This window comes from Streptomyces caelestis (genome assembly GCF_001279005.1).
Taxonomy (GTDB): domain Bacteria; phylum Actinomycetota; class Actinomycetes; order Streptomycetales; family Streptomycetaceae; genus Streptomyces; species Streptomyces heliomycini.
In genome coordinates this window covers 1-25,594 of the sequence record NZ_LGCN01000085.1, presented here as the reverse complement: position 1 = coordinate 25,594, position 25,594 = coordinate 1, and the positions used below count along the sequence as shown (strand labels likewise).

At 73.8% G+C, this 25,594-nt stretch carries 23 protein-coding genes and 1 pseudogene; 14 read left to right on the top strand and 10 right to left on the bottom strand.

All coding sequences use genetic code 11. The features are described from left to right. Positions 1-187: 187 nt before the first annotated feature. The 4 genes from tilS to folE all read left to right on the top strand — a co-directional run bounded on the left by tilS (position 188) and on the right by folE (position 4,818). Positions 188-1,213, top strand: a complete 1,026-nt coding sequence (gene tilS / locus ADK41_RS08350) for a tRNA lysidine(34) synthetase TilS (RefSeq protein ID WP_030828094.1) — start codon at positions 188-190, stop codon at positions 1,211-1,213. 68 nt (positions 1,214-1,281) lie between these two features. Beyond that, the gene (hpt, locus tag ADK41_RS08345; protein WP_030828096.1) at positions 1,282-1,842 is read left to right on the top strand and encodes a hypoxanthine phosphoribosyltransferase; all 561 of its coding nucleotides are present in this window, start codon (positions 1,282-1,284) and stop codon (positions 1,840-1,842) included. A 188-nt stretch (positions 1,843-2,030) separates the two neighbouring features. Then, a complete protein-coding gene (ftsH, locus tag ADK41_RS08340; RefSeq protein WP_030828098.1) occupies positions 2,031-4,070 on the top strand; it encodes an ATP-dependent zinc metalloprotease FtsH in 2,040 nt (679 codons plus the stop codon). 142 nt (positions 4,071-4,212) lie between these two features. After that, a complete protein-coding gene (gene folE / locus ADK41_RS08335) occupies positions 4,213-4,818 on the top strand; it encodes a GTP cyclohydrolase I FolE (protein ID WP_030828101.1) in 606 nt (201 codons plus the stop codon). Positions 4,819-4,830: 12 nt separating this feature from the next. On the opposite strand, the gene ADK41_RS08330 is transcribed toward folE, so the two are convergent. From ADK41_RS08330 to folP, 5 genes are all read right to left on the bottom strand, one after another. Further along, the gene (locus ADK41_RS08330; RefSeq protein WP_030828104.1) at positions 4,831-5,319 is read right to left on the bottom strand and encodes a DUF3180 domain-containing protein; all 489 of its coding nucleotides are present in this window, start codon (positions 5,317-5,319) and stop codon (positions 4,831-4,833) included. 60 nt (positions 5,320-5,379) lie between these two features. Continuing rightward, on the bottom strand, positions 5,380-5,991 hold the full coding sequence (folK, locus tag ADK41_RS08325; RefSeq protein WP_030828107.1) for a 2-amino-4-hydroxy-6-hydroxymethyldihydropteridine diphosphokinase: 612 nt from the start codon (positions 5,989-5,991) through the stop codon (positions 5,380-5,382). Further along, positions 5,988-6,347 (bottom strand): dihydroneopterin aldolase, encoded by a 360-nt coding sequence (gene folB, locus ADK41_RS08320; RefSeq protein WP_030828109.1) that lies wholly within the window; start codon positions 6,345-6,347, stop codon positions 5,988-5,990. The genes folK and folB overlap by 4 nt, the downstream gene beginning before the upstream one ends. 261 nt (positions 6,348-6,608) lie before the next feature. Next, positions 6,609-7,112, bottom strand: coding sequence for a nuclear transport factor 2 family protein (locus tag ADK41_RS08315; protein ID WP_030828112.1), 504 nt, complete (start codon positions 7,110-7,112; stop codon positions 6,609-6,611). Then, positions 7,109-8,023 (bottom strand): dihydropteroate synthase, encoded by a 915-nt coding sequence (folP, locus tag ADK41_RS08310; protein ID WP_030828115.1) that lies wholly within the window; start codon positions 8,021-8,023, stop codon positions 7,109-7,111. Before folP ends, ADK41_RS08315 begins: the two co-directional genes overlap by 4 nt. Before the next feature lie 466 nt (positions 8,024-8,489). Here folP and ADK41_RS08305 point away from each other — a divergent pair, with 466 nt between their 5' ends. Next, a complete protein-coding gene (locus ADK41_RS08305; protein ID WP_167353458.1) occupies positions 8,490-9,773 on the top strand; it encodes a hypothetical protein in 1,284 nt (427 codons plus the stop codon). Between the two features lie 480 nt (positions 9,774-10,253). Here the strand turns inward: ADK41_RS08305 and ADK41_RS08300 are convergent, their stop codons facing one another. Together ADK41_RS08300 and ADK41_RS08295 are read right to left on the bottom strand one after the other, a co-directional pair. Further along, positions 10,254-11,588 (bottom strand): PH domain-containing protein, encoded by a 1,335-nt coding sequence (locus tag ADK41_RS08300; RefSeq protein WP_030828121.1) that lies wholly within the window; start codon positions 11,586-11,588, stop codon positions 10,254-10,256. After that, complete coding sequence (locus ADK41_RS08295; RefSeq protein WP_030828124.1) at positions 11,585-12,115, bottom strand: PH domain-containing protein; 531 nt, start codon at positions 12,113-12,115, stop codon at positions 11,585-11,587. The genes ADK41_RS08300 and ADK41_RS08295 overlap by 4 nt, the downstream gene beginning before the upstream one ends. A 31-nt stretch (positions 12,116-12,146) precedes the next feature. Between ADK41_RS08295 and ADK41_RS08290 the strand changes: the two genes are divergently transcribed. Further along, on the top strand, positions 12,147-13,298 hold the full coding sequence (locus ADK41_RS08290) for an NADH-quinone oxidoreductase subunit D (RefSeq protein WP_030828127.1): 1,152 nt from the start codon (positions 12,147-12,149) through the stop codon (positions 13,296-13,298). Here ADK41_RS08290 and ADK41_RS08285 read toward each other — a convergent pair. After that, on the bottom strand, positions 13,263-14,303 hold the full coding sequence (locus tag ADK41_RS08285; RefSeq protein WP_030828130.1) for an SAM-dependent methyltransferase: 1,041 nt from the start codon (positions 14,301-14,303) through the stop codon (positions 13,263-13,265). The genes ADK41_RS08290 and ADK41_RS08285 overlap by 36 nt on opposite strands. A 150-nt stretch (positions 14,304-14,453) precedes the next feature. Here ADK41_RS08285 and ADK41_RS08280 point away from each other — a divergent pair, with 150 nt between their 5' ends. The 3 genes and pseudogenes from ADK41_RS08280 (at position 14,454) to ADK41_RS08270 (ending at position 17,062) form a co-directional block, all read left to right on the top strand. Continuing rightward, positions 14,454-15,656 (top strand): sensor histidine kinase, encoded by a 1,203-nt coding sequence (locus ADK41_RS08280; RefSeq protein WP_030828133.1) that lies wholly within the window; start codon positions 14,454-14,456, stop codon positions 15,654-15,656. A gap of 73 nt (positions 15,657-15,729) precedes the next feature. Beyond that, on the top strand, positions 15,730-16,401 hold the full coding sequence (locus tag ADK41_RS08275) for a response regulator (RefSeq protein ID WP_030828136.1): 672 nt from the start codon (positions 15,730-15,732) through the stop codon (positions 16,399-16,401). A gap of 32 nt (positions 16,402-16,433) precedes the next feature. After that, positions 16,434-17,062: pseudogene (locus ADK41_RS08270) on the top strand (ATP-binding protein). Positions 17,063-17,083: 21 nt separating this feature from the next. Here the strand turns inward: ADK41_RS08270 and ADK41_RS08265 are convergent. Both ADK41_RS08265 and ADK41_RS08260 read right to left on the bottom strand, forming a co-directional pair. Next, positions 17,084-18,190 (bottom strand): DUF5937 family protein, encoded by a 1,107-nt coding sequence (locus ADK41_RS08265; protein ID WP_030828139.1) that lies wholly within the window; start codon positions 18,188-18,190, stop codon positions 17,084-17,086. A 194-nt stretch (positions 18,191-18,384) separates the two neighbouring features. After that, positions 18,385-19,605, bottom strand: coding sequence for a threonine aldolase family protein (locus tag ADK41_RS08260; RefSeq protein WP_030828142.1), 1,221 nt, complete (start codon positions 19,603-19,605; stop codon positions 18,385-18,387). A 205-nt stretch (positions 19,606-19,810) separates the two neighbouring features. Between ADK41_RS08260 and ADK41_RS08255 the strand changes: the two genes are divergently transcribed. The 5 genes from ADK41_RS08255 to ADK41_RS08235 all read left to right on the top strand — a co-directional run bounded on the left by ADK41_RS08255 (position 19,811) and on the right by ADK41_RS08235 (position 25,358). Further along, positions 19,811-20,749: a Rossmann-like and DUF2520 domain-containing protein gene (locus tag ADK41_RS08255; protein WP_030828145.1), complete on the top strand. Its 939-nt coding sequence runs from the start codon at positions 19,811-19,813 to the stop codon at positions 20,747-20,749. Between the two features lie 70 nt (positions 20,750-20,819). Further along, complete coding sequence (gene panC / locus ADK41_RS08250; RefSeq protein WP_030828148.1) at positions 20,820-21,818, top strand: pantoate--beta-alanine ligase; 999 nt, start codon at positions 20,820-20,822, stop codon at positions 21,816-21,818. Between the two features lie 11 nt (positions 21,819-21,829). After that, positions 21,830-23,572 (top strand): L-aspartate oxidase, encoded by a 1,743-nt coding sequence (locus ADK41_RS08245; RefSeq protein WP_051843209.1) that lies wholly within the window; start codon positions 21,830-21,832, stop codon positions 23,570-23,572. Positions 23,573-23,577: 5 nt separating this feature from the next. Then, the gene (nadC, locus tag ADK41_RS08240) at positions 23,578-24,552 is read left to right on the top strand and encodes a carboxylating nicotinate-nucleotide diphosphorylase (protein WP_030828154.1); all 975 of its coding nucleotides are present in this window, start codon (positions 23,578-23,580) and stop codon (positions 24,550-24,552) included. Between the two features lie 8 nt (positions 24,553-24,560). Continuing rightward, the gene (locus tag ADK41_RS08235) at positions 24,561-25,358 is read left to right on the top strand and encodes a type III pantothenate kinase (protein ID WP_030828157.1); all 798 of its coding nucleotides are present in this window, start codon (positions 24,561-24,563) and stop codon (positions 25,356-25,358) included. The last annotated feature ends 236 nt before the right edge of the window (positions 25,359-25,594 follow it).

Genomic DNA, 25,594 nt, shown 5'->3' with positions numbered 1-25,594 from the left:
GCGCACCGTCATGCGCCGTGCACGGCCGACGGCAGACGGACGCCCCTTCAATCACCCGTCCGAGGGACCGTGAGTCCGGAGTAGGCGTGCAATGCTCGGGGAACGGCCCGGTTCTGTCACCATCTACACACTCTGAGTGACCGAACCTCGGGCTCACCCCCCGACAATTTCATGAAGGGAACCGGACATGGGTCCCCATCCTGCGGTCGCGGCGATACGCCTGGCGGTCCGCCGCGTCCTGAACGACATCCTCGACGACCACGGCCGGGCGCCCGGCCGCCCCGCGCACGAGCCGCCACCCTCCCCCCTCGTGCTCGTGGCCTGCTCCGGCGGCGCCGACTCCATGGCGCTCGCCTCCGCCCTCGCCTTCGAAGCCCCCCGCCTGGGCGTCCGCGCCGGCGGCGTCACCGTCGACCACGGCCTCCAGGCCGACTCCGACCTGCGCGCCGCCGAAGTCGCCTCGCGCCTGCGCGAACTCGGCCTCCAACCCGTCGAGTCCGTCGCGGTCACCGTCGGCCGCGACGGCGGCCCCGAAGCCGCCGCCCGGGACGCCCGCTACGCCGCCCTGGACGCCGCCGCCGACCGGCACGGCGCCGCCGCCGTCCTGCTCGGCCACACCCGCGACGACCAGGCCGAGACCGTCCTGCTCGGCCTCGCCCGCGGCTCCGGCATCCGCTCCCTGTCCGGAATGGCCGCGGTCTCGGGGGCCGACGGCCGTTACCGGCGCCCCTTCCTGCGGCTCGACCGGCAGACCGCCCGCAAGGCCTGCATGGTCCAGTCCCTGCCCGTCTGGGACGACCCGCACAACGCCGACCCCGCCTACACCCGCTCCCGGCTCCGCCACGAGGGCCTGCCCGCCCTGGAGAAGGCCCTCGGCAAGGGCGTCGTCGAGGCCCTCGCCCGTACGGCCCAGCTCTCCCGTGACGATGCCGACGCCCTCGACGCCTGGGCCGGCCGGGCCGAGGCCGGCGTCCGCGACGCCGACGGCCGCCTGGAGTGCGCCGCGCTGCACGACCTGCCGCCCGCCGTACGCCGCCGTGTGCTGCGGCGCGCCGCCATCGAGGCCGGCGCGCCGGCCGGTTCGCTGTTCGCCCGCCACATCGAGGAAGTCGACCGGCTGATCACCGGCTGGCGCGGTCAGGGGGCCATCAATCTCCCCGGCCGGGTCGTCGCCCGCCGGCAGGGTGGCAGACTGGTGATTCGGCAGGGCTGAATCCGGACCCCACCGACCCGTACGAGTCGCGGGGCGGACCGGACCGGCCGGTGGGACGACCGAAAGTGATGCGGGTGGACGCGAAAGACATGGGTGCCGACCTCGAGAAGGTGCTCATCACCAAGGAAGAGATCGACGCCAAGCTGGTGGAGCTGGCCGCGAAGATCGACGCGGAGTACGCGGGCAAGGACCTGCTGATCGTCGGCGTGCTCAAGGGCGCGGTGATGGTGATGGCCGACCTCGCCCGAGCGCTGTCCACCCCCGTCACGATGGACTGGATGGCCGTGTCCTCGTACGGGGCGGGGACCCAGTCCTCCGGTGTGGTGCGGATCCTCAAGGACCTCGACACCGACATCAAGGGCCGGCACGTCCTGATCGTCGAGGACATCATCGACTCCGGACTGACCCTGTCCTGGCTGATCTCCAACCTCGGCTCGCGCGAGCCCGCCTCCCTCAAGGTGTGCACGCTGCTGCGCAAGCCCGACGCCGCCAAGGTCGCCATCGACGTGGAATGGGTCGGCTTCGACATCCCCAACGAGTTCGTCGTCGGCTACGGCCTCGACTACGCCGAGAAGTACCGCAACCTCCCGTTCGTCGGTACGCTCGCGCCCCACGTCTACGGCGGCTGAGGCCGGGGGCCCGGTCCGCCGTACGGTGATCGGGAACCCCGGCGGGCTCCGCGGCGTTGGAGCATGCGTGGACGCGATCGCCGGCTGTCCCTCGCAGCTTCGGGGGGCGATGCTGGGGTACCGTCCGAAGAACAGTCTTTATCAAACTCACTATGGCAGGAGGGACGGGGCGGCACCGCTCCGTATGGATGGACGTGAAGCGATACTTCCGTGGGCCGGTCATGTGGATCGTGCTGGCCGTCCTCGCCGTGGTCGTGTTGATGCAGGTCGTCGGCTCGTCCGGCGGCTACAAGACGGTGGACACCGGCGAGGTCGTCCAGGCGATCAATGAGAACAAGGTCGAGTCGGCCAAGCTGACCACCGGCGACGAGCAGACCATCAAGGTCCAGCTCAAGGACGGCGTCAAGGTCAAGGACAGCTCGAAGATCCAGGCGAGCTACATCGGCGACCAGGGCGTCACCATCGCCAGCACGCTGCAGGACAAGTTCCAGAACAAGCAGATCCCGGACGGCTACACGGTCTCGCCGTCCAAGCAGAACCCCTTCGTGAGCATTCTGCTGTCCCTGCTGCCCTTCGTCCTCATCGTCGTGGTCTTCCTGTTCCTGATGAACCAGATGCAGGGCGGCGGCTCCCGCGTCATGCAGTTCGGCAAGTCCAAGGCGAAGCTCATCACCAAGGACACCCCGAAGACGACGTTCTCCGACGTCGCGGGATCGGACGAGGCGGTGGAGGAGCTCCACGAGATCAAGGAGTTCCTGCAGGAGCCGGCGAAGTTCCAGGCCGTCGGGGCGAAGATCCCCAAGGGCGTCCTGCTCTACGGCCCGCCCGGTACCGGCAAGACCCTGCTCGCGCGTGCCGTCGCGGGCGAGGCCGGTGTGCCGTTCTACTCGATCTCCGGTTCCGACTTCGTCGAGATGTTCGTCGGTGTCGGCGCCTCCCGGGTCCGTGACCTGTTCGAGCAGGCCAAGGCCAACGCTCCCGCGATCGTCTTCGTCGACGAGATCGACGCGGTCGGCCGTCACCGCGGCGCCGGCCTCGGCGGCGGTCACGACGAGCGCGAGCAGACCCTGAACCAGCTCCTCGTCGAGATGGACGGCTTCGACGTCAAGGGCGGCGTGATCCTCATCGCCGCGACGAACCGGCCCGACATCCTCGACCCGGCGCTGCTGCGCCCCGGCCGCTTCGACCGCCAGATCGCGGTCGACCGCCCGGACATGCAGGGCCGCCTCGAGATCCTCAAGGTGCACCAGAAGGGCAAGCCGGTCGCCCCGGACGTCGACCTCTCGGCCGTCGCCCGCCGCACCCCCGGCATGACCGGCGCCGACCTGGCCAACGTGCTGAACGAGGCCGCGCTGCTGACCGCGCGCAGCGATCAGAAGCTGATCGACAACAAGATGCTGGACGAGGCGATCGACCGTGTGGTCGCGGGCCCGCAGAAGCGGACCCGGATCATGTCGGACAAGGAGAAGAAGATCACCGCGTACCACGAGGGCGGACACGCCCTGGTGGCGGCGGCCTCCCCGAACTCCGACCCCGTCCACAAGATCACGATCCTCTCCCGGGGCCGTGCCCTCGGCTACACGATGGTGCTCCCGGACGAGGACAAGTACTCGACCACGCGCAACGAGATGCTGGACCAGCTCGCCTACATGCTGGGCGGCCGCGCGGCCGAGGAGCTCGTCTTCCACGACCCGACCACCGGCGCCGCCAACGACATCGAGAAGGCCACCGGTGTGGCCCGCGCGATGGTCACGCAGTACGGCATGACCGAGCGCCTCGGTGCGATCAAGTTCGGCGGGGACAACACCGAGCCGTTCCTCGGACGTGAGATGGCTCACCAGCGCGACTACTCGGAAGAGGTCGCCGCGCTGGTCGACGAAGAGGTCAAGAAGCTCATCGAGACCGCGCACAACGAGGCGTGGGAGATCCTGGTCGAGAACCGCGACGTCCTCGACAACCTGGTCCTGGCCCTCCTGGAGCGGGAGACGCTGGGCAAGGAGGAGATCGCCGAGATCTTCGCGCCGATCGTCAAGCGCCCGCCCAGGCCCGCCTGGACCGGCTCCTCCCGCCGTACGCCGTCCACCCGCCCGCCGGTCCTCTCCCCCAAGGAGCTGGCCCTGACGAACGGGGCGAACGGCGCGACGCCGGCCATCACCACCGTCAAGAACACCACGACGGACCCCGCCCCGGCACCGGAGCGGACCCCGGAGGAACGCCCCGAGAGCTGATCCCGAGGCTCCCGGCGGCCCCGCCGGGCCCGGAATGGATGCCGCGCCCCCCAGGTTCTAGCCTGGGGGGCGCGGCATGTGCGTACCCGCGGTGGAGACGCGTGCCCCTCACGCGTGACAGCACAGGAACGAGGCATCCCACATGACCGACCCCGTGACGCTGGACGGCATGGCCACCATCGGTGAGTTCGACGAGAAGCGGGCCCGGAACGCCGTGCGCGAGCTGCTGATCGCCATCGGCGAGGACCCCGACCGGGAGGGCCTGCTGGAGACCCCGGCGCGGGTGGCGCGGGCGTACCGGGAGATATTCGCGGGGCTGTGGCAGAAGCCCGAGGACGTGCTGACGACGACGTTCGACCTCGGTCACGACGAGATGGTGCTGGTCAAGGACATCGAGGTGTATTCGACCTGCGAGCACCACCTGGTGCCGTTCCGGGGCGTGGCGCACGTCGGGTACATCCCGTCCACCAGCGGCAAGATCACGGGGCTGTCCAAGCTGGCCCGGCTGGTGGACGTCTACGCCCGCCGCCCGCAGGTGCAGGAACGGCTCACCACGCAGATCGCGGACTCCCTGATGGAGATCCTGGAGCCGCGCGGGGTGATCGTGGTCGTGGAGTGCGAGCACATGTGCATGTCGATGCGGGGCATCCGCAAGCCCGGTGCGAAGACCCTCACCTCGGCCGTGCGCGGTCAGCTGCGGGACGCGGCGACGCGCAACGAGGCGATGAGCCTGATCATGGCGCGCTGACGCGGGCGCGACTCACGCCGTCGGAGCCGTGCCCGGGCCGGTCGTGTCGTCGTCCTCCGGGAGCTTGCAGACGCGCTCCAGGAAAAGGGCCGCCGCTATGACGCCGATGCCGGCCAGGACCGAGAAGCCGGCGTAGATGGCCTGGTCACGGCGGGCGGGGATGTCCAGGGACTCCAGCAGGAAGACGCCCGTGCCGCCGTACATGCCGGCGACGAGCGCGGCCACCAGGGCGCTGGCCTGCCCGAACACGACCGCGCGGGCCGCCATCAGGGGATCGACGCCCTTGGCGTCGGCCTGCCGCTCGCGCTGGGCCCTGAGGCGGGCGCGGAGGGACAGCGCGGTGGCCGCGAGGACCACCGCGATCAGGGCGAGGACGATGGGCGCGGCCACGGGCACGCTCGGCAGGGTGCCCAGGGAGTTCCAGAGGCGGGCGCCGGCCCAGGACAGGATCCCGGCCACGACGAAGACGCCTGCCAGCACCCTGATGCGCAGCTCTTTCACGGTGTCCCTTCGCGTTCCCCCGGACGGTGCCCCGGAATGTGGTCGTGTCGACCTTAACGGCTACTCGGGCAGCCGGAGTTCCAGGTCGGCGCGGGGCGTGACGCCCTCCCGGGTGACCGCGTCGAGGAGATCGGCGACCGGGCCGCGGCCGGGGAGTTCCGCCTCGGGGTCGGCGTCGTGCCAGGGGGCGAGCACGAAGGCGCGCTCGTGGGCGCGCGGGTGCGGGAGCGTGAGGTGCGGGTCGTCGGAGCGGAGGTCCGCGTAGGAGACGATGTCCACGTCCAGGGTGCGCGGGCCCCAGCGTTCGTCCCGGACCCGGTGGAAGGCCTCCTCGACGGCGTGCGCCCGCTCCAGCAGGGAGGACGGGGGGAGGGTGGTCTTCAGGAGCACGACCGCGTTGAAGTACGCGGGCTGGCTGCCGGGCTCGACGCCCCACGGCTCCGTCTCGTACACGGGGGAGACGGCCTTGACGCGGATGCCCGGAGTGTCCTCCAGGGCGTCGACGGCCCCCTGGAGGGTCTCCAGGCGGTTGCCGAGGTTGGCGCCGAGGGCGACCACGGCCCGTTTCGGATTGTGCAGGGTGGCGTCGGCGGCGTCGACCTGCTCGACCACGGAGGCGGGGACGGGCTGGACGGTCGGGTCGGTCTGGCCCTGGATGGACGGCCTGGTCATGCGCGGCTCCGGGTGATGGTGACGGTCACGTCGTCGAAGGGCACGGTGATCGGCGCGTCCGGCTTGTGGACGCACACCTCGACCTCCCGCACCACGTCGTGCTTCAGACAGACCTGGGCGATGTGCTCGGCGAGCGTCTCGATGAGGTCGACGGGCTCGCCCTGGACGACCGCCACGACCTCTTCGGCCACGATGCCGTAGTGCACGGTCTTCGTCAGGTCGTCGTCGGCCGCGGCCGGGCGGGTGTCCAGGCCGAGGACGAGATCCACGATGAAGGTCTGGCCCTCCTCGCGCTCCTTGGGGAACACACCATGATGCCCGCGGGCCTTCAGGCCGCGCAGCGCGACACGATCCACGCGAATCACTCCTGCAGTCGTCGGTCCGGCCGGTCGGTGCCCGTGCGGGCGGCACACCGGCCTGCACCCGAATCTACCCGCGGCCGCCGACGGCGCCGACGGCCCGGGGGTGCGGACACGGGCCGGTGTCCGGGGTCGTCACCGTCCGTTTCCCCCGGGGAGGCCGGGGGTTCACGGTGCGGTGGCGGCCCCTGCCCGTCCCGTCGTGCCGCCGGCCGCTTCCGGTGAGGGGGCGACGGGCGTCGGGGTCCGCCTACCCGCTCAGGCCGGGGTGTCGTCGTCCTCGCCGTCCTCTTCCTCGGCGAGGACCGGGGAGGCGTGGTGGGACCAGAGCTTCCAGCCGGACCGGGTGCGCCGGAACACGTTGGTGGCGACGACGAGCTGGCCGACCAGGGGGCCGAGCTCCTCGCCGGCCTCGGGGGCGGGGCCGCCGCTGAGGATGTTCTCGGTGCAGGTCACCACGGCGGTGTCGCCGGTGACGGAGACGTGGGTGTCGGTGAGGAAGAACTGGATGTAGTCGGTGTTCGCCATGATCAGGGCGTAGGACCTGAGGACCTCGCCGCGTCCGGTGAGCACGGGCCAGCCGGGGTGCACGCAGGAGACCACGCCGGTGTCCGCGGGGTCGTGGTACGACTCGTCGACGCCGAGGTCGCCGGGGGTCAGCCAGAGCGAGGAGACCTCTTCGAAGTCGCCCCTTTCGAGTGCCTCGTAGAAGGCGGTGTTGGCGGCCTCGACGTGCTCGACATCGGTGTGGGGTGCGCTCACCGGGCTCCTTCTGCGCCGTGCGCGCCTGATTCGGGGGGTGTGGGGTCCGTCGTGCGCGCCTGCGCGATGGCGCGCGTGACCCGTACGGCGTCCGCGGTGGCGCGTACCTCGTGCACGCGGACCGCCCAGGCGCCGGCCTGTGCGGCGAGGGCGGAGACGGCGGCGGTGGCCGCGTCGCGTTCCCGCGCGGGCGGGGGAGCGCCGTCCGGGCCGGCCAGGACGCGGCCGAGGAACCGCTTGCGGGAGGCGGCGACGAGGACCGGGTGGCCGAGGGCCAGGACGCGGTCGAGGCGGGCGAGGAGGGCCAGGTCGTGGTCGGCGCCCTTGGAGAAGCCGAGGCCGGGGTCGACGATCACGCGGTCGGCGGCGACTCCGCCCTCCAGGACGGCCTCCACGCGCGCGTGGAGTTCCTCCGCGACCTCCGTGACCACGTCGGTGTACACGCCCTCGATGCTGCCGCCCTCCAGGAAGCCGCGCCAGTGCATGACGACGAAGGGGGCGCCGGCGGCGGCGACGACGGGGATCATGGCGGGGTCGGCGAGTCCGCCGCTGACGTCGTTGACCAGGGCGGCGCCGGCCGCGAGGGCCTGTTCGGCGACGGAGGCGCGCATGGTGTCGACGGAGAGGGTGACGCCCTCGGCGGCGAGGCCGCGGACCACGGGGATGACGCGCTTGAGCTCCTCGGCCTCGTCGACGCGGGTGGCGCCGGGCCGGGTGGACTCGCCGCCGACGTCGACCAGGTCGGCGCCCTGGGCGACCAGGTCGAGGCCGTGCTTGACCGCGGTCGTCGTGTCGAACCAGCGGCCGCCGTCGGAGAAGGAGTCGGGGGTGACGTTCACGACTCCCATGACCGCGCAGCGGTCCCAGGGAGGAAGGCCCGCGACCTGGCGGCGTCCGCTGTGGTTGCTCATATCTTCAGCGTAGGCCCAGCAAGAGGACGGGGTGCGCCTCGGGCCGGGCGGGGCCCTGGGGACCGTGCTCCGGGGCGCGGCCGCGTTCCGTCCGGGGCCGGCGACCGGCCGGCGGGGGAGCGGCGAGGCGCTTTCTCCCCTGCCCCGGCCGGCATGGCGCCCGTGCTTCCGCGCGGGATCCTCGCCTCGGCGCCGATCCGGGCGCCGGGTGACGTTCGCGCCCTTTCGGGGGTGGCGGCCTGGAGGAGGTGTTCACCGCGCGCGGCAAAGCGGCCGAGAGCAACGGGAGTTCGCCGGGCGGAGTTCGGCGGGCGGTTCTGCGGGGCAATAAACGATCTTGATAATGGGGTCATACGTCTATTCACGTGTGACATGCGTTCCCTGATGTCCTGTGAAAGCCTCGGTACGGCTTTGTTTTTACGGGGCGGGGCGCCAACATTCGCCTACGCGCGGTAAGTTTCTGGCCATGCCACGTGGACGTCACCGTCATTCCCCGCCCCTGCACAGGATGCTGCCCCCGTCGGCGATCGCAGGCGTGTCCGTCGTCTGCGCCCTGGGGCCCTGGGTGTTCACGCAACCGATGGTGCTGCGCGTCCTGGCCGCGGTCGCCGCGGTCACGGCGATCGGCGGTGCCGTCGTCATGCGGCACTGGGACATCCAGGCGGGCAAGCGCGTCGCCGAACTCACGCGCGCGCGTGCGGGCGACGAATGGCGTTTCGAGGAGCGGGTCGCCGAACTGGAGTCCGACCTCGAGGAGTCGCGTGAGCTGCGGACGAAACTGGAGCAGCGGTTGCGCGCCAAGCGCGCGGAACTCGCCGGGCTGCGCAACGAGCACGCGGCCCTGCTGCGGCGGTACGCCGCCTCCGAGGTCGACCGGGCGAGCGTCCTGGAAGAACGCCGGGTGCTCGAGATAGAGGCCGCGGTTCCGGCCCGCGCGCTGCCGGCGGGACTCTCCGCGGCGGCCGACGACGCGGAGGCGCCCGCGGAGGCGGTGTCCGAGGCGGCGTCCGAGACGGTGGAGCAGGACGGGACCGTCGCCGAGGAGGCGCCGGCGGCTCCCGCCGTCTTCTCGCCGGAGGGGTCGAAGCTGTTCCTGCGCGCCGACGCGGCGCTGGCGCGGCTCGCGGAGGCCGCCGAGGCCGCCGAGGCCGCGGAGGACGGCGCGGACACGGACGTACGGGCCGACGAGGCGACCGGCCCGGCCGGTGACGACGCCCGGACCGGTGACACGCCGGAGGACGACGGTTCCCCGAAGGGCGACGGCGCCCCCGAGGGCCCCGAGGACGACGGCCCCGAGCCCACGAAGCGGACCGAGCGGGAGCAGGCGCGGGAGGACGAGGCCGAGGGGCGGACCGAGGCGGCCGACGAGCACGGGCGTACGACCGCCTCCTCCGCGCCGGCCACTCCTGCGGACCGGTCCGCGCGGCAGCCCTCCGGTCACTTCACCGTGCCGACGGCGGTGGCGGTCGTACCGCCGACCGCACCGGTACGGCGGCCGGTGTCCGACGGCGGCTTCGACTTCTTCGGGACGAAGCAGGAGACGGACGGCGCCGCCCTGGACGCCGTGCAGAACGAGGACCTCGCCGACGTCGTCGGCCAGGAGGCGCTCGCGCTGCACAAGGCGGAGGCCGAGGCGCGGTTCAAGCCCGCCGACGAGGAGGCGCGCGGCGTCGGCCAGGTCATCGACCTGACGGCACACGACGAGACGGAACACATCGACGTCGAGGGCCTGCGCAGCGCGGCCTCCTGAACCACCGACCGCTCCGACGGGCCCCGCGCACACCGCGCGGGGCCCGTCGGCGTCCCGCCCGCCCGCCCGCGCGCACGGGCGGTGCCGTCCGACGGCCGACCGGGACGGGCTCCCGGGGCCGGGTGCGCGACCTTCCCCGCCCGCTGCGCGCCGCGCCCCGACGGCCCCGCTCACCCGTCGACACCGTCCGTCCCGGCCCTGCCAGACGCGCTCACCCTCCTGCCGGGTGGTCCCGCCGGGGTTCTTGAGGCCCGTGTGCTGCCTTGGAGGTCGGCGGGGTGGTTCGTGGAGCCTTGTGGTGCCGTCGTCCCGGTGGCTGTGGCGGGCGTTCCCGTGCTTCCGTGCGCCTGTCGCGTCCCGGGTGGTTCCGCTGGGGTTCTCGAAGGCCCGTGTGCCGCTTCGGAGGCCGGTGGGGTGGCTCGTGGAGTCCGTGTGGCGTCGGCCCGGTGGTCCCGGCAGGCGCTCCGCCGCCTGCGGGGTTCAGGTCATCCAGCGGTCCGGGCGGGCGTCCCTGCGGCCGGTGCGGGAGCGTTCCGCCTGGGAGCGCAGGAGGGCCGCCGCCTCGCCGGCGTCCCGGAGGCGGGCCGTCACCGACTTGTTCGCGCCGGTGTCCACGTGGACGTCCGCGACCCCCCGGGCCCGCTGCCAGGGTCCCTGGACCAGCCGCACGCTCTGCACCTTGGCGTGCGGCACCAGGGACAGGCTGCGGCGCAGCAGTCCGTGGCGGGCGGCGAACACCGCGTCGGTGACGGCGAGTCCGTAGCCGCGCCACCACACCGGAACGCACCACCGCGCGCGGCGCGGCGGCGGGACGAGCGCCTCGCGCGGGGGCACGCTCACCCCGGGCAGCACCCGCGCGACGACCGACTCGGCGAGTTCGCGCGGGGCGACCGGCAGCAGCAGGGAGTTGGACGAACCCGCCACGTCCAGTTCCACCCGCACCCAGCCCCGTCGCCGCCACAGCAGCGGCTCGATCAGCCGTACCGTCTGCACGCGCCCCGGCGGCACCGTCTCGTGCGCCCGGTCCAGCAGCCCGTGGTCGATGCGCAGCCCGTCGGGCGACTCGCCCAGCGTCCAGTCGTACTCGGCGACGAACCGGCCCACACTGCTCGCGCCCGCGGCGCCGAACAGCGGCACGGCCGCGGCGAGCACCGTCCACAGGCTGTGGGTGGCCGTCCACAGCAGCGGCACCATGACGGCGGCGCCGAGGAGCCAGCCCCAGGTCGCCCCGGTCAGCAGCAGGGAGACGGCGAGGACGCCCGGCGGCACCCGCAGCATCTCCCGGGACGGCGCCTCGCCCACCTCGTGCGCGGTCTCCGGCGCGAAGCCCGCCGCCCGCGCGAGGAGTTCCGCGCGCAGGGCGCGCGCCTCACCGGCGCCCAGGAAGGCGAGTTCGTCCTTCTTGTCGGTGCCTATGACGTCGAGTCTGAGCTTCGCCACGCCCGCCACCCGCGCGAGCAGCGGCTGGGTGACGTCGATGGCCTGGATCCGTTCAAGGCGGATGTGCGCGGTGCGCCGGAACAGCAGCCCGGTCCGGATGCGCAGCTCGCTCGCGGTCACCGCGAAGTGGGTGAACCACCAGGTCAGAAAGCCGTAGAGGGCGGCGGCCGGAAGGAGTACGGCGAGGCCGATCAGCAGGCTCGTCGTGGTCAGCCGGGTCAGCTGGCGCTGCGCCTGGTCGGGGTCGTGCAGCGCCCATCCGATCAGCACCGCGACGGGGGCCCACGCCCGCCTGAGCGGTGTGACCGGGTGCAGCCGCCTCTCGGTCACGGGCGGCCGGTCGCGCACGTCCTCGTGGACGCCGGGGGCCGTCACAGCCCCGCCGATCGGGCCTCGCCGAGCTCGGTGAGCCGGTCGCGCAGCCGCTCCGCCTCGGCCGGATCGAGGCCGGGGACGGTGGCGTCGGTCGCCGCCGCCGCCGTGTGCAGCTGCACGCTGGCCAGCCCGAAGTGCCGTTCCACCGGACCGGAGGTGACCTCGACCAGCTGCATCCGCCCGTACGGCACGACCGTCTCCTCGCGCCACAGCACGCCCCGGCTGATCAGCAGGTCGTCGGCGCGCTCCGCGTACCGCCAGGAGCGCCAGTTCCGCTCCAGCATCACCCAGCCCCAGACCAGCAGGGCCAGCGGCAGCAGCGCGAAGGCGGCCCAGCCGGGCCCGGCCAGCAGCCCCGGTACCAGCGCGGTGGCCAGGGTCAGCAGCCCCAGCCACACCACCAGCAGCAGCCGCCGCATCCTCAGCAGCCCCGGGGGCAGCGCGATCCACCCCGGCTCCTCGCCGCCCGGGGCCGCCGGCCCGCCCGTTGCCGCTGTCCCCGTGTCGTGCGGGCTCCCCGTCTCCATGGCCCCAGCGTACGTAGGGGAGACTGTGTCCATGAGTCCCACGACGGAGACCATGGTCGGTATCGGCGGCGCGGCGGAGAGCACCGACATGGTGCTCAACATCGGGCCCCAGCACCCGTCCACGCACGGCGTGCTGCGGCTGAAGCTCGTCCTGGACGGCGAGCGCATCGTCCGCGCGGAGCCGGTGATCGGTTACATGCACCGGGGCGCGGAGAAGCTGTTCGAGGCCCGGGACTACCGCCAGATCATCATGCTGGCCAACCGCCACGACTGGCTGTCGGCGTTCTCCAACGAGCTGGGCGTGGTCCTCGCCGTGGAGCGGATGCTCGGGATGGAGGTCCCCGAGCGCGCGGTGTGGCTGCGCACGCTGCTCGCCGAGCTGAACCGGGTGCTCAACCACCTGATGTTCCTCGGCTCCTATCCGCTGGAACTGGGCGGCATCACCCCGATCTTCTACGCCTTCCGGGAGCGCGAGGAGCTCCAGCACGTCATGGAGGAGGTCTCCGGCGGGCGCATGCACTACATGTTCAACCGCGTGGGCGGCCTCAAGGAGGACCTCCCGGCGGGATGGACCGCACGCGCGCGCGACGCCGTCGCCGACGTGCGCTCCCGCATGGACCGCTTCGACGACCTGGTGCTCGGCAACGAGATCTTCCGCGGCCGCACGCGCGGCGTCGGCGTGCTGTCGCCTCGGGCGGTGCACGCGTACGGCGTCAGCGGGCCGATCGCGCGGGGTTCCGGCGTCGACTTCGACCTGCGCCGCGACGAGCCGTACCTCGCCTACGGCGAACTGGGCGACGTCCTGAAGGTGGTGACCCGCGCGGAGGGCGACTGCCTCGCCCGCTTCGAGTGCCTCCTGGAGCAGACCCACAACGCCCTCGACCTCGCCGACGCCTGCCTCGACCGGCTCGCCGAGCTGCCCCCGGGCCCGGTCAACCAGCGGCTCCCGAAGGTGCTCAAGGCGCCCGAGGGACACACGTACGCGTGGACCGAGAACCCGCTCGGCATCAACGGCTACTACCTGGTCAGCAAGGGCGAGAAGACGCCGTACCGGCTGAAGCTGCGCTCGGCGTCGTACAACAACATCCAGGCGCTCACCGAGCTGCTGCCGGGGACGCTGGTCGCGGACATGGTGGCGATCCTCGGGTCAATGTTCTTCGTCGTCGGCGACATCGACAAATAGGTCCCCCGCGCCCGCGATCCCCACCGGCTGCACCAGCCAGCCGAAGTCGCCGAGTCCGCCCGGCGCGGTGAGTTCGACGGCCTCCCCGGCGCCCGCGAGGGCGCGCACGTACCCGGCCGGGTCGGTGGAGGCCAGCGTGAGCGGGGGGCGTGCGCCGCTGACGCCCAGGGCGCGCAGGGCGTCCCGCTGGGTCAGCAGGCGCGTGCCGGGGAGCGCGCGGGCCGCGGCGCACGCGTCCAGGGCCACATGCGCGGTGAGGTCGCACGTCCCGTCCGGCACGGGCGCCGTCTCCCGCCCCTCCCGGAACGCCGTGAGCGTCCCGAACGGCGGCCGCGCGGCCGCCGTGTGCGCGTAGTCCACGGCGACGGCGAGCCCCCGCGCGAGCGTGTCGACGGCCGAGGCCCAGGCCCGGTCCCGGGGCAGTCCGATCTCCGCGCGGAGTCCCTCCTCGGCCGCCGTCGGCCACCACCGCGCCAGCCACGCGGCCTCCGCACCGGCGACCGGCTCCCCGAGCCGCTCCGTCCCGTCCTCCCCCACCAGCACCAGCCGCGGTACGCCCGCCGGGTCCACCTCGGCGACGTCCACGGGCACGTTGTCCAGCCACTCGTTGGCGAAGAACAGTCCCGTGATCCCCTCCGGGGGCTCGGCCCGCCACTCGATCCGGTGGTCCAGCCCGGCCGGCCGGCCGGCGAGCTCGACGGCGTACGCACGGACGCGCGGCGCCACGTCGGCGGGCAGCGCGGCGAGGACGCCGGTGACCAGTTCGCCCCGTCCGGCCGCCATGTCCACGAAGTCGAGCACCGCCGGCCGCCCCAGGGCGCCGTCGACCCGGCACAGCAGTCGCGCCACGGCGTCCGCGAACAGCGGGGAGGCGTGCACGGACGTACGGAAGTGCCCGGCCGGGCCCGCGCCGGGCCCGCGGTAGAAGCCGCCGGGACCGTACAGGGCGTCCTGGGCCGCCGCCCGCCAGCCCCGCCGGCCCGCCTCCCCGGCCTGCGCCGTCACCGGTTCCGCTCACCCGCCCTCGCCGTCGTCACCGGCCCAGGTTAAGCGCACGGACGTGCCGGGCCTCCACCTTGCGGAGTACACGTGCCGACCGGGGATCGGCCCTCCGGTTGACCCCTGCACGCATTTCGCTTCCCTACGCTGGGTCACGTGCAGCTCCTCTACGACTTCCTCCGCAGACACCCGACGTGGGTCGACGGCTTCTGGGCCGTGGTCCTGTTCGGGATTTCGGTGTTCAGCGGAGCGGCCGTGGAGGAGCCGCAGGGGACGGACCGGACGGCCCTCATCGTGCCGGTCGCGCTGCTGCTGTCGCTGGTCGTCGCGCTGCGCCGCCGGATGCCCGAGCGGATGCTGCTCCTCGCCCTCGCCGTGGGCCTGGGACAGCTGATCACGGACGTGGCGACGCTGCCCGCCGACTTCGCCCTGCTGGTGATCGTCTACACGGTCGCGGCGGTCGGCGCCCGCTGGGCCTCCCGCCTGGCGCTGACCGCCGGCCTGTGCGCGGCCCCGCTGGCGCAGCTGCGCTGGCCCAACGAGGACGTGGGCGTGGCGACCAACCTCGCCGTGATGGTCCTCCAGACCGTGCCCTTCGCCCTCGCCTGGGTGCTCGGCGACTCCATCCGCACCCGCCGCGCGTACTTCGCGCAGCTGGAGGAGCGGGCCGCCCGGCTGGAGAAGGAGCGCGAGGCGCAGGCCAAGGTCGCGGTCGCCGCCGAACGCGCCCGGATAGCCCGCGAGCTGCACGACGTCGTCGCGCACAACGTGTCGGTGATGGTGGTGCAGGCCGACGGCGCCGCCTACGTCCTCGACGCCGCCCCCGACCAGGCGAAGAAGGCCCTGGAGACGATCTCCTCCACCGGCCGTCAGGCCCTCGCCGAGATGCGCCGCCTGCTGGGCGTGTTGCGCACCGGCGAACACCAGGAGGCCGGGGAGTACGTGCCGCAGCCCGACGTGCGGCAGATCGAGGACCTCGTCGAGCAGTGCCGGGGGTCGGGGCTGCCGGTGGACTTCAAGGTCGAGGGCACTGCGCGCCCGCTGCCCAGCGGCGTCGAGCTCACCGCGTACCGCATCGTGCAGGAGGCGCTCACCAACACCCGCAAGCACGGCGGACCCCACGTGGGCGCCAGCGTGCGCCTGGTGTACTTCGACGACGGTCTCGGCCTCCTCGTGGAGGACGACGGCAAGGGCGCCCCGCACGAGCTGTACGAGGAGGGCGGGTTCGACGGCCAGGGCCACGGCCTGATCGGCATGCGCGAGCGGGTCGGCATGGTCGGCGGCACCCTGGACGCGGGCCCGCGCCCCGGCGGAGGATTCCGCATCAGTGTGCTGCTGCCGCTCAAACCCGCGCATTGACGCCCGTGCGCGCTCCGCTGACACCTGTCACACCCCCCTGCGAAGACCCGACGACCGAATGGAAGAAGCCCCGATGACGATCCGCGTGATGCTCGTCGACGACCAGGTGCTGCTGCGCACCGGATTCCGCATGGTGCTCGCCGCCCAGCCGGACATGGACGTCGTGGCGGAGGCGGGCAACGGGGTCGAGGCCCTGGAGGTGCTGCGCTCCACCGCCGTCGACGTGGTGCTGATGGACGTCCGCATGCCCAAACTCGACGGTGTGGAGACGACCCGCCGGATCTGCGCGGACACCGATCCGCCGAAGGTGCTGATCCTCACCACCTTCGACCTCGACGAGTACGCCTTCTCCGGGCTCAAGGCGGGCGCGTCCGGCTTCATGCTCAAGGACGTGCCGCCGGGCGAGCTGCTCGCCGCGATCCGCGCGGTGCACAGCGGCGACGCCGTGGTCGCCCCGTCCACCACCCGCCGGCTCCTGGACCGGTTCGCGCCGATGCTGCCCAGCGCGGGCAAGCAGCCCGAGCACAAGGAGCTGGAACGGCTCACCGAGCGCGAGCGGGAGGTCATGGTGCTGGTCGCGCAGGGTCTGTCCAACGGCGAGATCGCGGCCCGGCTGGTGCTCTCCGAGGCGACCGTGAAGACCCACGTGGGCCGCATCCTGACCAAGCTGGGCCTGCGGGACCGGGTGCAGGTGGTCGTCCTCGCCTACGAGACGGGTCTGGTACGGGCCGGCGGACACGGCTGAACGGACGGCCGCGCGCCGGCAGGGTGCCGCGCATGCCGCTGTGGATCAACGGCCCTTTCGGGGCGGCAGGACACAGACCGCACACGGGATACGGCGCCGCCTGCCGGGCGGCGTCATCCGCGACCCGGAGCACGTCGGGTTCGGCCCGCACCGCATGCCGCCGCCCGGACCGCGCGGCGACTTCCAGGACCTGAGGGCCTGGCGGCAGGGCGTCGTCGAGGTCCTCGACCTCACCCTGGCCGGGCACGACGGCGTGGTGATCGCCCCCATGACCGTCACCGGCTCCGGGCACTTCGCGGAGACCGTCGGCCGGCTGCGCGAGCTCGGCCACGACGTGCGCCACTTCACCCTCCTCGCCGAACGCGCGACGGTGCTGCGGCGGCTGCGCGAGCGCGGCTTCGGCCACCTCCTCGGGTCCGTCATGGGCAACGCCTCCCCGCGCCGGGAGAGCTGGGCGGTGCGGCGCCTCGACCACTGCCTGGAACGGCTGAGCGAGCCGGAGTTCGCCGAGCACCTGTGGGCCGACCACACCACGGTGCCGAAGACGGCCGACCGCATCGCCGTCCTGGCCGGGCTGAAGCCGCTCCCCCACCACGAGGGACGGCTGCGGACCCGGATGCGGCAGGCGGGCGTGGGCATCCGGCACATCCGCCGGGACTGACCGCCCGCGCGGCACGCGTCCTCAGCGCAGGATCCCCTCCAGGAAGTCGCTGCCGAGCCGGGCCACGACCGTCACGTCCAGCTGGTGCAGCACGTACCGCCCACGGCGGCGGGTGGTGACCAGGCCGGCCTTCTTCAGCACACCCAGGTGCCGGGATATCTCCGGCGCCGTCATGCCGTGCGCCCGGGCCAGCTCGCCGGTGGTGTACGCGCTGCGGGCGAGGTCGCGGCACATGCGCATGCGGACCGGGTGGGACAGCGCGGTCATCCGCAGGGCCAGCTGCTCGACCGTCGGCGGGGCGGCCGGCGCGGCGGAGCCGACCGGGTAGTGCAGCACCGGCTGCCAGCCGTACCGGTGCAGCACCATCAGGTGCGGCCAGCCGAGGCTGGTCGGGATCAGCAGCAGCCCGCCGTCGCCCGTGGCCGTACGCCCCTCGCCCAGCTTGTCGACGGTGATCCGCCCGGCGGCCTCGTCGAGCGTCACCGCGGGCGACACCGCCGCCAGCGCCTCGGCCAGCCCCTTGTGCCGGAGCAGCTCGGTCTTGTGACGGGTGTCCGCGGCGAGCTGGTGCCGCAGCCGGGACCACGTCCCGGCGAAGAACGCCTCGTCGCAGTCCTGGAGGAACTGTCGCAGCCAGGCCCTGATCCGCGGCGGGTCGGCGAGCAGCCGCTCGGTGAACTCCGTCTGGCGCGGCCCCCGCGCGGCGGCCAGCTCCAGCGAGCGGCGCCGCAGCCCCTCGTCGGTGAGCGGGCCCGCGCCCGGAGCGCCGTGGGGGAGCGCGCAGGTGAACTCCAGGGCGGCGTCCACGAACTGCTCGTCGGACAGCTTGTCCAGCAGGTCCAGCTCCTCGGTGAGCGTGCCGCCCGGGAGCGCCGCGCGGTCCGGTGTGCCGGCGCTCGGCAGGAACAGGTCCGAGAACGTCGTGCGCCACAGGAAGTCGGCCTCGCACATCCGGTCCGCGAGGTGCGGGTCCAGCCGGGCGGTCACGGCCGTCACCCAGCCCTGGAGCCCCGGATGGTGTCCGGGCTCGGACAGCGCGTGCAGCGCCATGCCGAGCTCGGCGAGGGGCGAGGGCACGGCGGTGACCCTCTCCGGCCGCAGCCCCGCGATGTCGATGCTCACGCTCATGCCCACATGGTGCACCTCGTCCGTGCCGGGCCCGGGAGCGAGGGGTTCTCGCCCCCGCCGCCCCTTCCCGTCCCGACCTGGGGCTCCGCCCCGGACCCGCTCCTCGAACGCCGGAGGGGCCGGACGCCGGCCCGCCCGGACGGGGGGCTGGGGGCACAGCCCCCAGGGCAGGGGCGGCGGGGGCGGAGAAACCCTCAGACCCGGAGCAGCCGCCGCGCGAACTCCACCGCCGCCGCGCGTACGTCCTCGGCCGTCCACTCCAGCCCCGCGGAACGCACGTACACCTCCGTGAAGGACAGCCCCGGCCCCTTCGGGCCCCAGTGGTGGGCGAAGAGCACGGCCCCCGTCTCCTCGGCCGCCTCGATCGCCACCTCGGCGACCACATCCGCGTCGTACGGCAGCCACACCTGGAAGTCGTGGGTGTGCGGCACCTCGGGATGGACCCGGAACCAGGGCAGCCCCCCGGCCGCCAGGCCCTCGCGCAGCGCGGCCGCCACCACGCGCGCGTGCCGGACGTACTCCGGCAGCCGGGGCAGCTCCCGGTCGAGCCCGATCAGCGCCGACAGCGCGGTCGGGAACTGCTGGAAGACGTTGCCGCCGTACCGGTGCCGCCAGGCCCTCGCCTCCTCGATCAGGTCCTCGGGACCGGCGAGGGCGGCGCCGCCGTAGGCGTCGAGGGACTTGTAGAACGACACGTAGACGCTGTCCGCGAGGCCCGCGATCTCCTCCAGCGGCCGGCCGAAGTGCTCGGTGCACTCCCACAGCCGCGCCCCGTCGAAGTGCACCACCGCCTCGCGTTCCCGCGCGGCGTCCACCACCCCGGTCAGCTCCTCCCACGAGGGCAGCACGAAACCGGCGTCCCTGAGCGGAAGTTCCAGCATCAGCGCCCCGAAGGGCTCCTCGAAGTCGCGGACCTCGGCGGCGGTGGGCGGCCGGGGCTCGTCCGTCATCCGCACCGGCCGCAACCCGCCGACCCGGCTGAACGCGTTCCGCTCGTGCACCTCGGGGTGGCTGAGCGGGTGCAGGGCCACCGTCGGGTTCCCGGTACGGCCCGCCCAGCAGCGCAGCGCCACCTGCTGGGCCATCGTGCCGGTCGGGAAGAACGCGGCGGCCTCGGTGCCGAGCAGTCCGGCGACCCGCTTCTCCAGGGCCTCCACGACCCCGCTGCCGTAGACGTCGGAGGTCTCGTCGAGGTCGTACACGCTCCCCGCCGCCTCCAGCAGGGCCAGCCGCTCCGCGAGAGGGGCGAGGAAGCCGAGGCGCGCGAGCGCGCGGGGTGCGCGGCGACAGGCGGCGATCCGCCGTTCGCGCACCGTGGGCCGCGGCCCGCCGTCCGCCTCCGGCCCGGTCGCCCGCCCGTCCCGCACCGTCGTGGGGTCACTCATGCCGTCCGCATCGCTCATGCGCGCGATCATCCCGCGTCCCCGGCCGCGCGGGCACCCTCGTGTCCCGGACGTGGTCCTGTCGCACACGTCCGCACACGTCCGCACGCGCGTGTCGCGGCGGTGCACGGAAACCCACAGCCTGTGGACGACCGGCCGCCTCCGTGACCGATCGCGTTAACATGACGAGAAATCGTCCGGTACCCCGAGCGGACTGGAACGGGAAGGCCGCCCTCGCGTGAACACAACCCCACAGCCCGATCCCCGAGGCCGCCCCGCGCGGCTCACCGTCGGCGTCGTCGGCGCCGGACGCGTGGGCCCCGCCCTGGCCGCGTCCCTCCAGCTCGCCGGGCACCGCCCGGTGGCCGTCTCCGCCGTCTCCGACGCCTCCCGCAGGCGCGCCGAGCGGATGCTCCCCGACGTGCCGGTGGTGCCGCCCGCCGAGGTCCTCCAGCGGTCCGAGCTGGTGCTGCTGACCGTCCCGGACGACGCCCTGCCCGAGCTGGTCTCCGGACTCGCCGACACCGGCGCGGTGCGGCCGGGCCACCTGCTGGCGCACACCTCCGGGCGGTACGGCGCGAAGGTGCTCGACCCCGCCCTGCGGGCCGGTGCGCTGCCGCTCGCCCTGCATCCCGCGATGACGTTCACCGGCACCTCCGTCGACGTGCAGCGCCTCGCCGGGTGCCCCTTCGGCGTCACCGCCCCCGAGGAGCTGCGGCCGGCCGCCGAGGCCCTCGTCGTGGAGATGGGCGGCGAGCCGGAGTGGATCGCCGAGGAGAACCGCCCGCTCTACCACGCGGCCCTCGCCCTGGGCGCCAACCACCTGGTCACCCTCGTCGCCCAGTCCCTGGAGCTGCTGCGCACCGCCGGCGTCGGGGCCCCCGACCGGATGCTCGGCCCGCTGCTCGGAGCCGCCCTGGACAACGCCCTGCGCTCCGGTGACGCGGCCCTCACCGGCCCGGTCGCGCGCGGTGACGCGGGCACGGTCGCCGCGCACGTCACCGAGCTGCGCCGGCACGCGCCCGGAGCCGTCGCCGGCTACCTGGCGATGGCCCGCGCGACCGCCGACCGCGCCCTCGCCCACGGACTGCTCAAGCCGGAACTCGCCGAGGACCTCCTCGGGGTACTCGCCGACGGAACCGACGGCGCCGGGAGCGCCCCGGGGGAGGACCGATGAGCGGCACGCCCCGACACCCCGTCCACCCCACCCGTACGACGACGCGCGCGTCCCGGAACGGAGTCGCCCGATGACCGCCACCCTGCTGCGCACCGCCGCCGAACTGCACGCACGCGCGCGGACCGGCCGTCGCGCCGTCGTGATGACCATGGGCGCCCTGCACGAGGGCCACGCCACGCTGATCCGCACCGCGCGGGAGATCGCCGGCCCCGGCGGCGAGGTCGTGGCCACCGTCTTCGTCAACCCGCTGCAGTTCGGCGCGGGCGAGGACCTGGACCGCTACCCGCGCACCCTGGACGCCGACCTCGAGCTCGCCGGGCAGGCGGGCGCCGACGCCGTCTTCGCCCCGTCCGTGGACGAGGTCTACCCGGGCGGCGAACCCCAGGTCCGCGTCAGCGCCGGCCCCATGGGCGAACGCCTGGAGGGCGCCGCGCGCCCCGGCCACTTCGACGGCGTCCTCACCGTCGTCGCCAAACTGCTCCACCTCACCCGCCCCGACGCCGCCCTGTACGGCCAGAAGGACGCCCAGCAGCTCGCCCTGATCCGCCGCATGGTGCGGGACCTGAACTTCGGCGTCGAGATCGTCGGCGTCCCCACCGTCCGCGAGGAGGACGGGCTCGCCCTGTCCAGCCGCAACCGCTACCTCTCGGCCGCCGAGCGGCGCACCGCGCTCGCCCTGTCCCAGGCCCTGTTCGCGGGCCGCGACCGGCACGCCGCCCAGCAGGCGCTGCGCGCGCGAGCGAGCGAAGTGCCCTCCACGCGCGCGCGTGCCGAGGCGCTCAGCGCCATAGGGGAGTCCCGCGCGGCGGCCGACGCGCACGCCGTCGCCACGACCGCCGGCGGCCCGGCGGCCGTCCGCGCCGCCGCCCACCTGGTCCTCGACGAGGCCGCCCGCCTCACGCCGCCCCTCGCCCTGGACTACCTGGCCCTGGTCGACCCCACCGACTTCACCGAGATCGGCGACGACTTCACCGGAGAGGCCGTCCTCGCCGTGGCGGCCCGCGTGGGCGCCACCCGCCTGATCGACAACCTCCCCCTGACCTTCGGAACCTTCGGAGCCGCCTCGTGACCAGCACAGGCATACGTCCGCCCGTCGCCCACCCTCGGACGAGAGCGCCTCGCGCTCGCCCCCGTCTGCACGCGCCCGCGCCCGGATGGTCCATCGACGCGGACGTCGTGGTCGTCGGCTCCGGCGTCGCCGGCCTCACCGCCGCCCTGCGCTGCGAGGCCGCCGGCCTGACGACGGTCGTCGTCACCAAGGCCCGCCTCGACGACGGCTCCACCCGCTGGGCCCAGGGCGGCATCGCCGCCGCCCTCGGCGAGGGCGACACCCCCGAGCAGCACCTGGACGACACCCTGGTCGCCGGTGCGGGCCTGTGCGACGAGGAGGCGGTCCGCCTCCTCGTCACCGAGGGCCCCGACGCCGTACGCCGCCTCATCGCGACCGGCGCGCACTTCGACGAGTCGACCGACGGCGGCCTGGAACTCACCCGCGAGGGCGGCCACCACCGCCGCCGCATCGCCCACGCGGGCGGCGACGCCACCGGCGCGGAGATCTCCCGCGCCCTCGTCGAGGCGGTCCGCGCGCGCGGGATGCGCACCGTCGAGAACGCCCTCGTCCTCGACCTCCTCACCGACGCCGACGGCCGCACCGCCGGCGTCACCCTGCACGTCATGGGAGAGGGCCGGCACGACGGCGTGGGGGCGGTCCACGCCCCCGCCGTGGTCCTGGCGACGGGCGGCATGGGCCAGGTCTTCTCGGCGACCACGAACCCCGCCGTCTCCACGGGCGACGGCGTGGCCCTCGCCCTGCGCGCGGGCGCCGAGGTGAGCGACCTCGAGTTCGTCCAGTTCCACCCCACGGTGCTCTTCCTCGGCCCGGACGCGGAGGGCCAGCAGCCCCTGGTCTCCGAGGCGGTGCGCGGAGAGGGCGCCCACCTGGTGGACGCGGGCGGCGTGCGCTTCATGCGCGGACAGCACGAACTCGCCGAACTCGCCCCGCGGGACATCGTCGCCAAGGGCATCATGCGCCGCATGCGCGAGCAGGACGCCGCGCACATGTACCTGGACGCCCGCCACTTCGGCGCCGAGATGTGGGAGAACCGCTTCCCCACGATCCTCGCCGCCTGCCGCGCCCACGGCGTCGACCCGGTCACCGAGCCCGTCCCGGTCGCCCCGGCCGCCCACTACGCCTCCGGCGGCGTCCGCACCGACTCCCACGGCCGCACCACCGTGCCCGGCCTGTACGCGTGCGGCGAGGTCGCCTGCACCGGTGTGCACGGCGCCAACCGCCTCGCCTCCAACTCCCTCCTCGAGGGCCTGGTCTACGCCGAGCGCATCGCCGCCGACATCGCGCGGGGCGGACACACCCTCCACGCGCGCGTGCCGCAGCCCCTGCCGGCCACGGAGCGCCCCGCGTACCCGCTCCTCCCCCCGGAGGCCCGCCTCACCATCCAGCGGATCATGACCCGGGGGGCGGGCGTCCTGCGCTCCGGGGCCTCCCTCTCCGAGGCCGCCGACCATCTTCACCGGCTCCACGCCGACGCACGCGACGCCCTCGACGAGGACGGCAAGACCGCCGAGCCCGGCGTCGACACCTGGGAGGCCACCAACCTCCTGTGCGTGGCCCGCGTCCTGGTCGCCGCCGCGCAGCGGCGCGAGGAGACCCGCGGCTGCCACTGGCGCGAGGACCACCCCGAGCGCGACGACACGACCTGGCGCCGCCACATCGTCGTACGGCTGAATCCGGACCGATCACCGGCGGTGCACACCACCGACACCACAGACTTCCCCCCGACCCTCCCCCCGGCCCAGGAGCAGTGACAGCAGTGACCACCCCCGACCTTCCCCTCGTTTCCTCCGGCGGCTGTGGCGACGGCTGCGCCTGCGGCGCCGACGAGGAGACCTACCTGGAGTGCGGCCTCGACCCCGCGCTCGCCCAGCTCCTGGCCGACGCGGGCCTCGACCCCGTCGAGGTCGAGGACATCGCCAACGTCGCCCTCCAGGAGGACCTGGCCCACGGCGTGGACGTGACGACGGTCGCGACCATCCCGGAGGACGCCGTCGCCACCGCCGACTTCACCGCGCGGGAGGCGGGCACCGTGGCGGGCCTGAGGATCGCCGAGGCGGTCATGTCGGTCGTCTGCACGGAGGAGTTCGAGGTCGAACGCCACGCGGAGGACGGCGACCGCGTCGAGGCGGGCCAGACCCTGCTCTCCGTCACGACCCGCACCCGCGACATCCTCACCGCGGAGCGCAGCGCCCTGAACCTCCTGTGCCGCCTGTCGGGTATCGCCACCGCCACGCGCGCGTGGGCGGACGCCCTGGAGGGCACCGGGGCGAAGGTCCGCGACACCCGCAAGACCACCCCCGGCCTGCGCAGCCTGGAGAAGTTCGCCGTGCGCTGCGGCGGCGGCGTCAACCACCGCATGTCCCTCTCGGACGCGGCCCTGGTCAAGGACAACCACGTGGTGGCCGCCGGGGGTGTCGCCGAGGCCTTCCACGCGGTCCGCGAACGCTTCCCCGACGTCCCGATCGAGGTCGAGGTCGACACCCTGCACCAGCTCCGCGAGGTCCTGGACGCCGGCGCCGACCTGATCCTGCTGGACAACTTCACGCCCGCCGAGTGCGCGGAGGCGGTGGCCCTCGTCGACGGCCGCGCCGCCCTGGAGGCCTCCGGCCGCCTCACCCTCGAAGGCGCCAAGGCGTACGCCGACACGGGCGTCGACTACCTGGCCGTGGGCGCCCTCACCCACTCCTCGCCGATCCTCGACATCGGCCTCGACCTGCGCGCGGCGGAGTAGGACCGGTCATGCTGCTGACGATCGACGTGGGCAACACGCACACCGTCCTGGGCCTCTTCGACGGCGACGACATCGTCGAACACTGGCGCATCTCCACGGACGCGCGCCGCACGGCCGACGAGCTCGCGGTCCTCCTCCAGGGCCTCATGGGCATGCACCCGCTGCTGGGCGACGACCTGGGCGACGGCATCGACGGCATCGCGATCTGCGCGACGGTCCCGTCCGTCCTGCACGAACTCCGCGAGGTGACGCGCCGCTACTACGGGGACGTGCCGGCGGTGCTGGTGGAGCCGGGCGTGAAGACGGGCGTGCCGATCCTCACCGACAACCCCAAGGAGGTCGGCGCGGACCGGATCATCAACGCGGTCGCGGCGGTCGACCTCTACGGCGGCCCGGCCATCGTCGTCGACTTCGGCACGGCGACGACGTTCGACGCGGTCAGCGCGCGCGGGGAGTACGTCGGCGGGGTCATCGCGCCCGGCATCGAGATCTCCGTCGAGGCGCTCGGCGTCCGCGGTGCGCAGCTGCGGAAGATCGAGGTGGCGCGGCCGCGCAGTGTGATCGGCAAGAACACGGTCGAGGCGATGCAGTCCGGCATCATCTACGGATTCGCCGGGCAGGTCGACGGTGTGGTCAACCGGATGGCCCGCGAGCTGGCGGACGATCCCGATGACGTGACCGTCATCGCGACGGGTGGGCTGGCGCCGATGGTGCTGGGGGAGAGCTCGGTCATCGACGAGCACGAGCCGTGGCTGACGCTGGTCGGGCTGCGCCTGGTGTACGAGCGCAACGCGTCACGCCTGTAACGCGCGGCGCCTGCGGGGTGCTGTCGCGCCCACCCGTGCCGCCCTGCGGCACGACTGCCCGCGACAGCGGCGGCAGGCGGTGGCGACGACGGCAGGTGGCCGCGTACGGCGGGAAGGGGTCGGGGCGGGGGTGGCCGCCCGCAGTGGCCGGCGCGTCCGCACCCCGCACCCCCTCCAGCGGGCGTGATCCGCGCCGGTCCGAGGACGGACACCCCCGACGCGGCCCCGCCCCACCC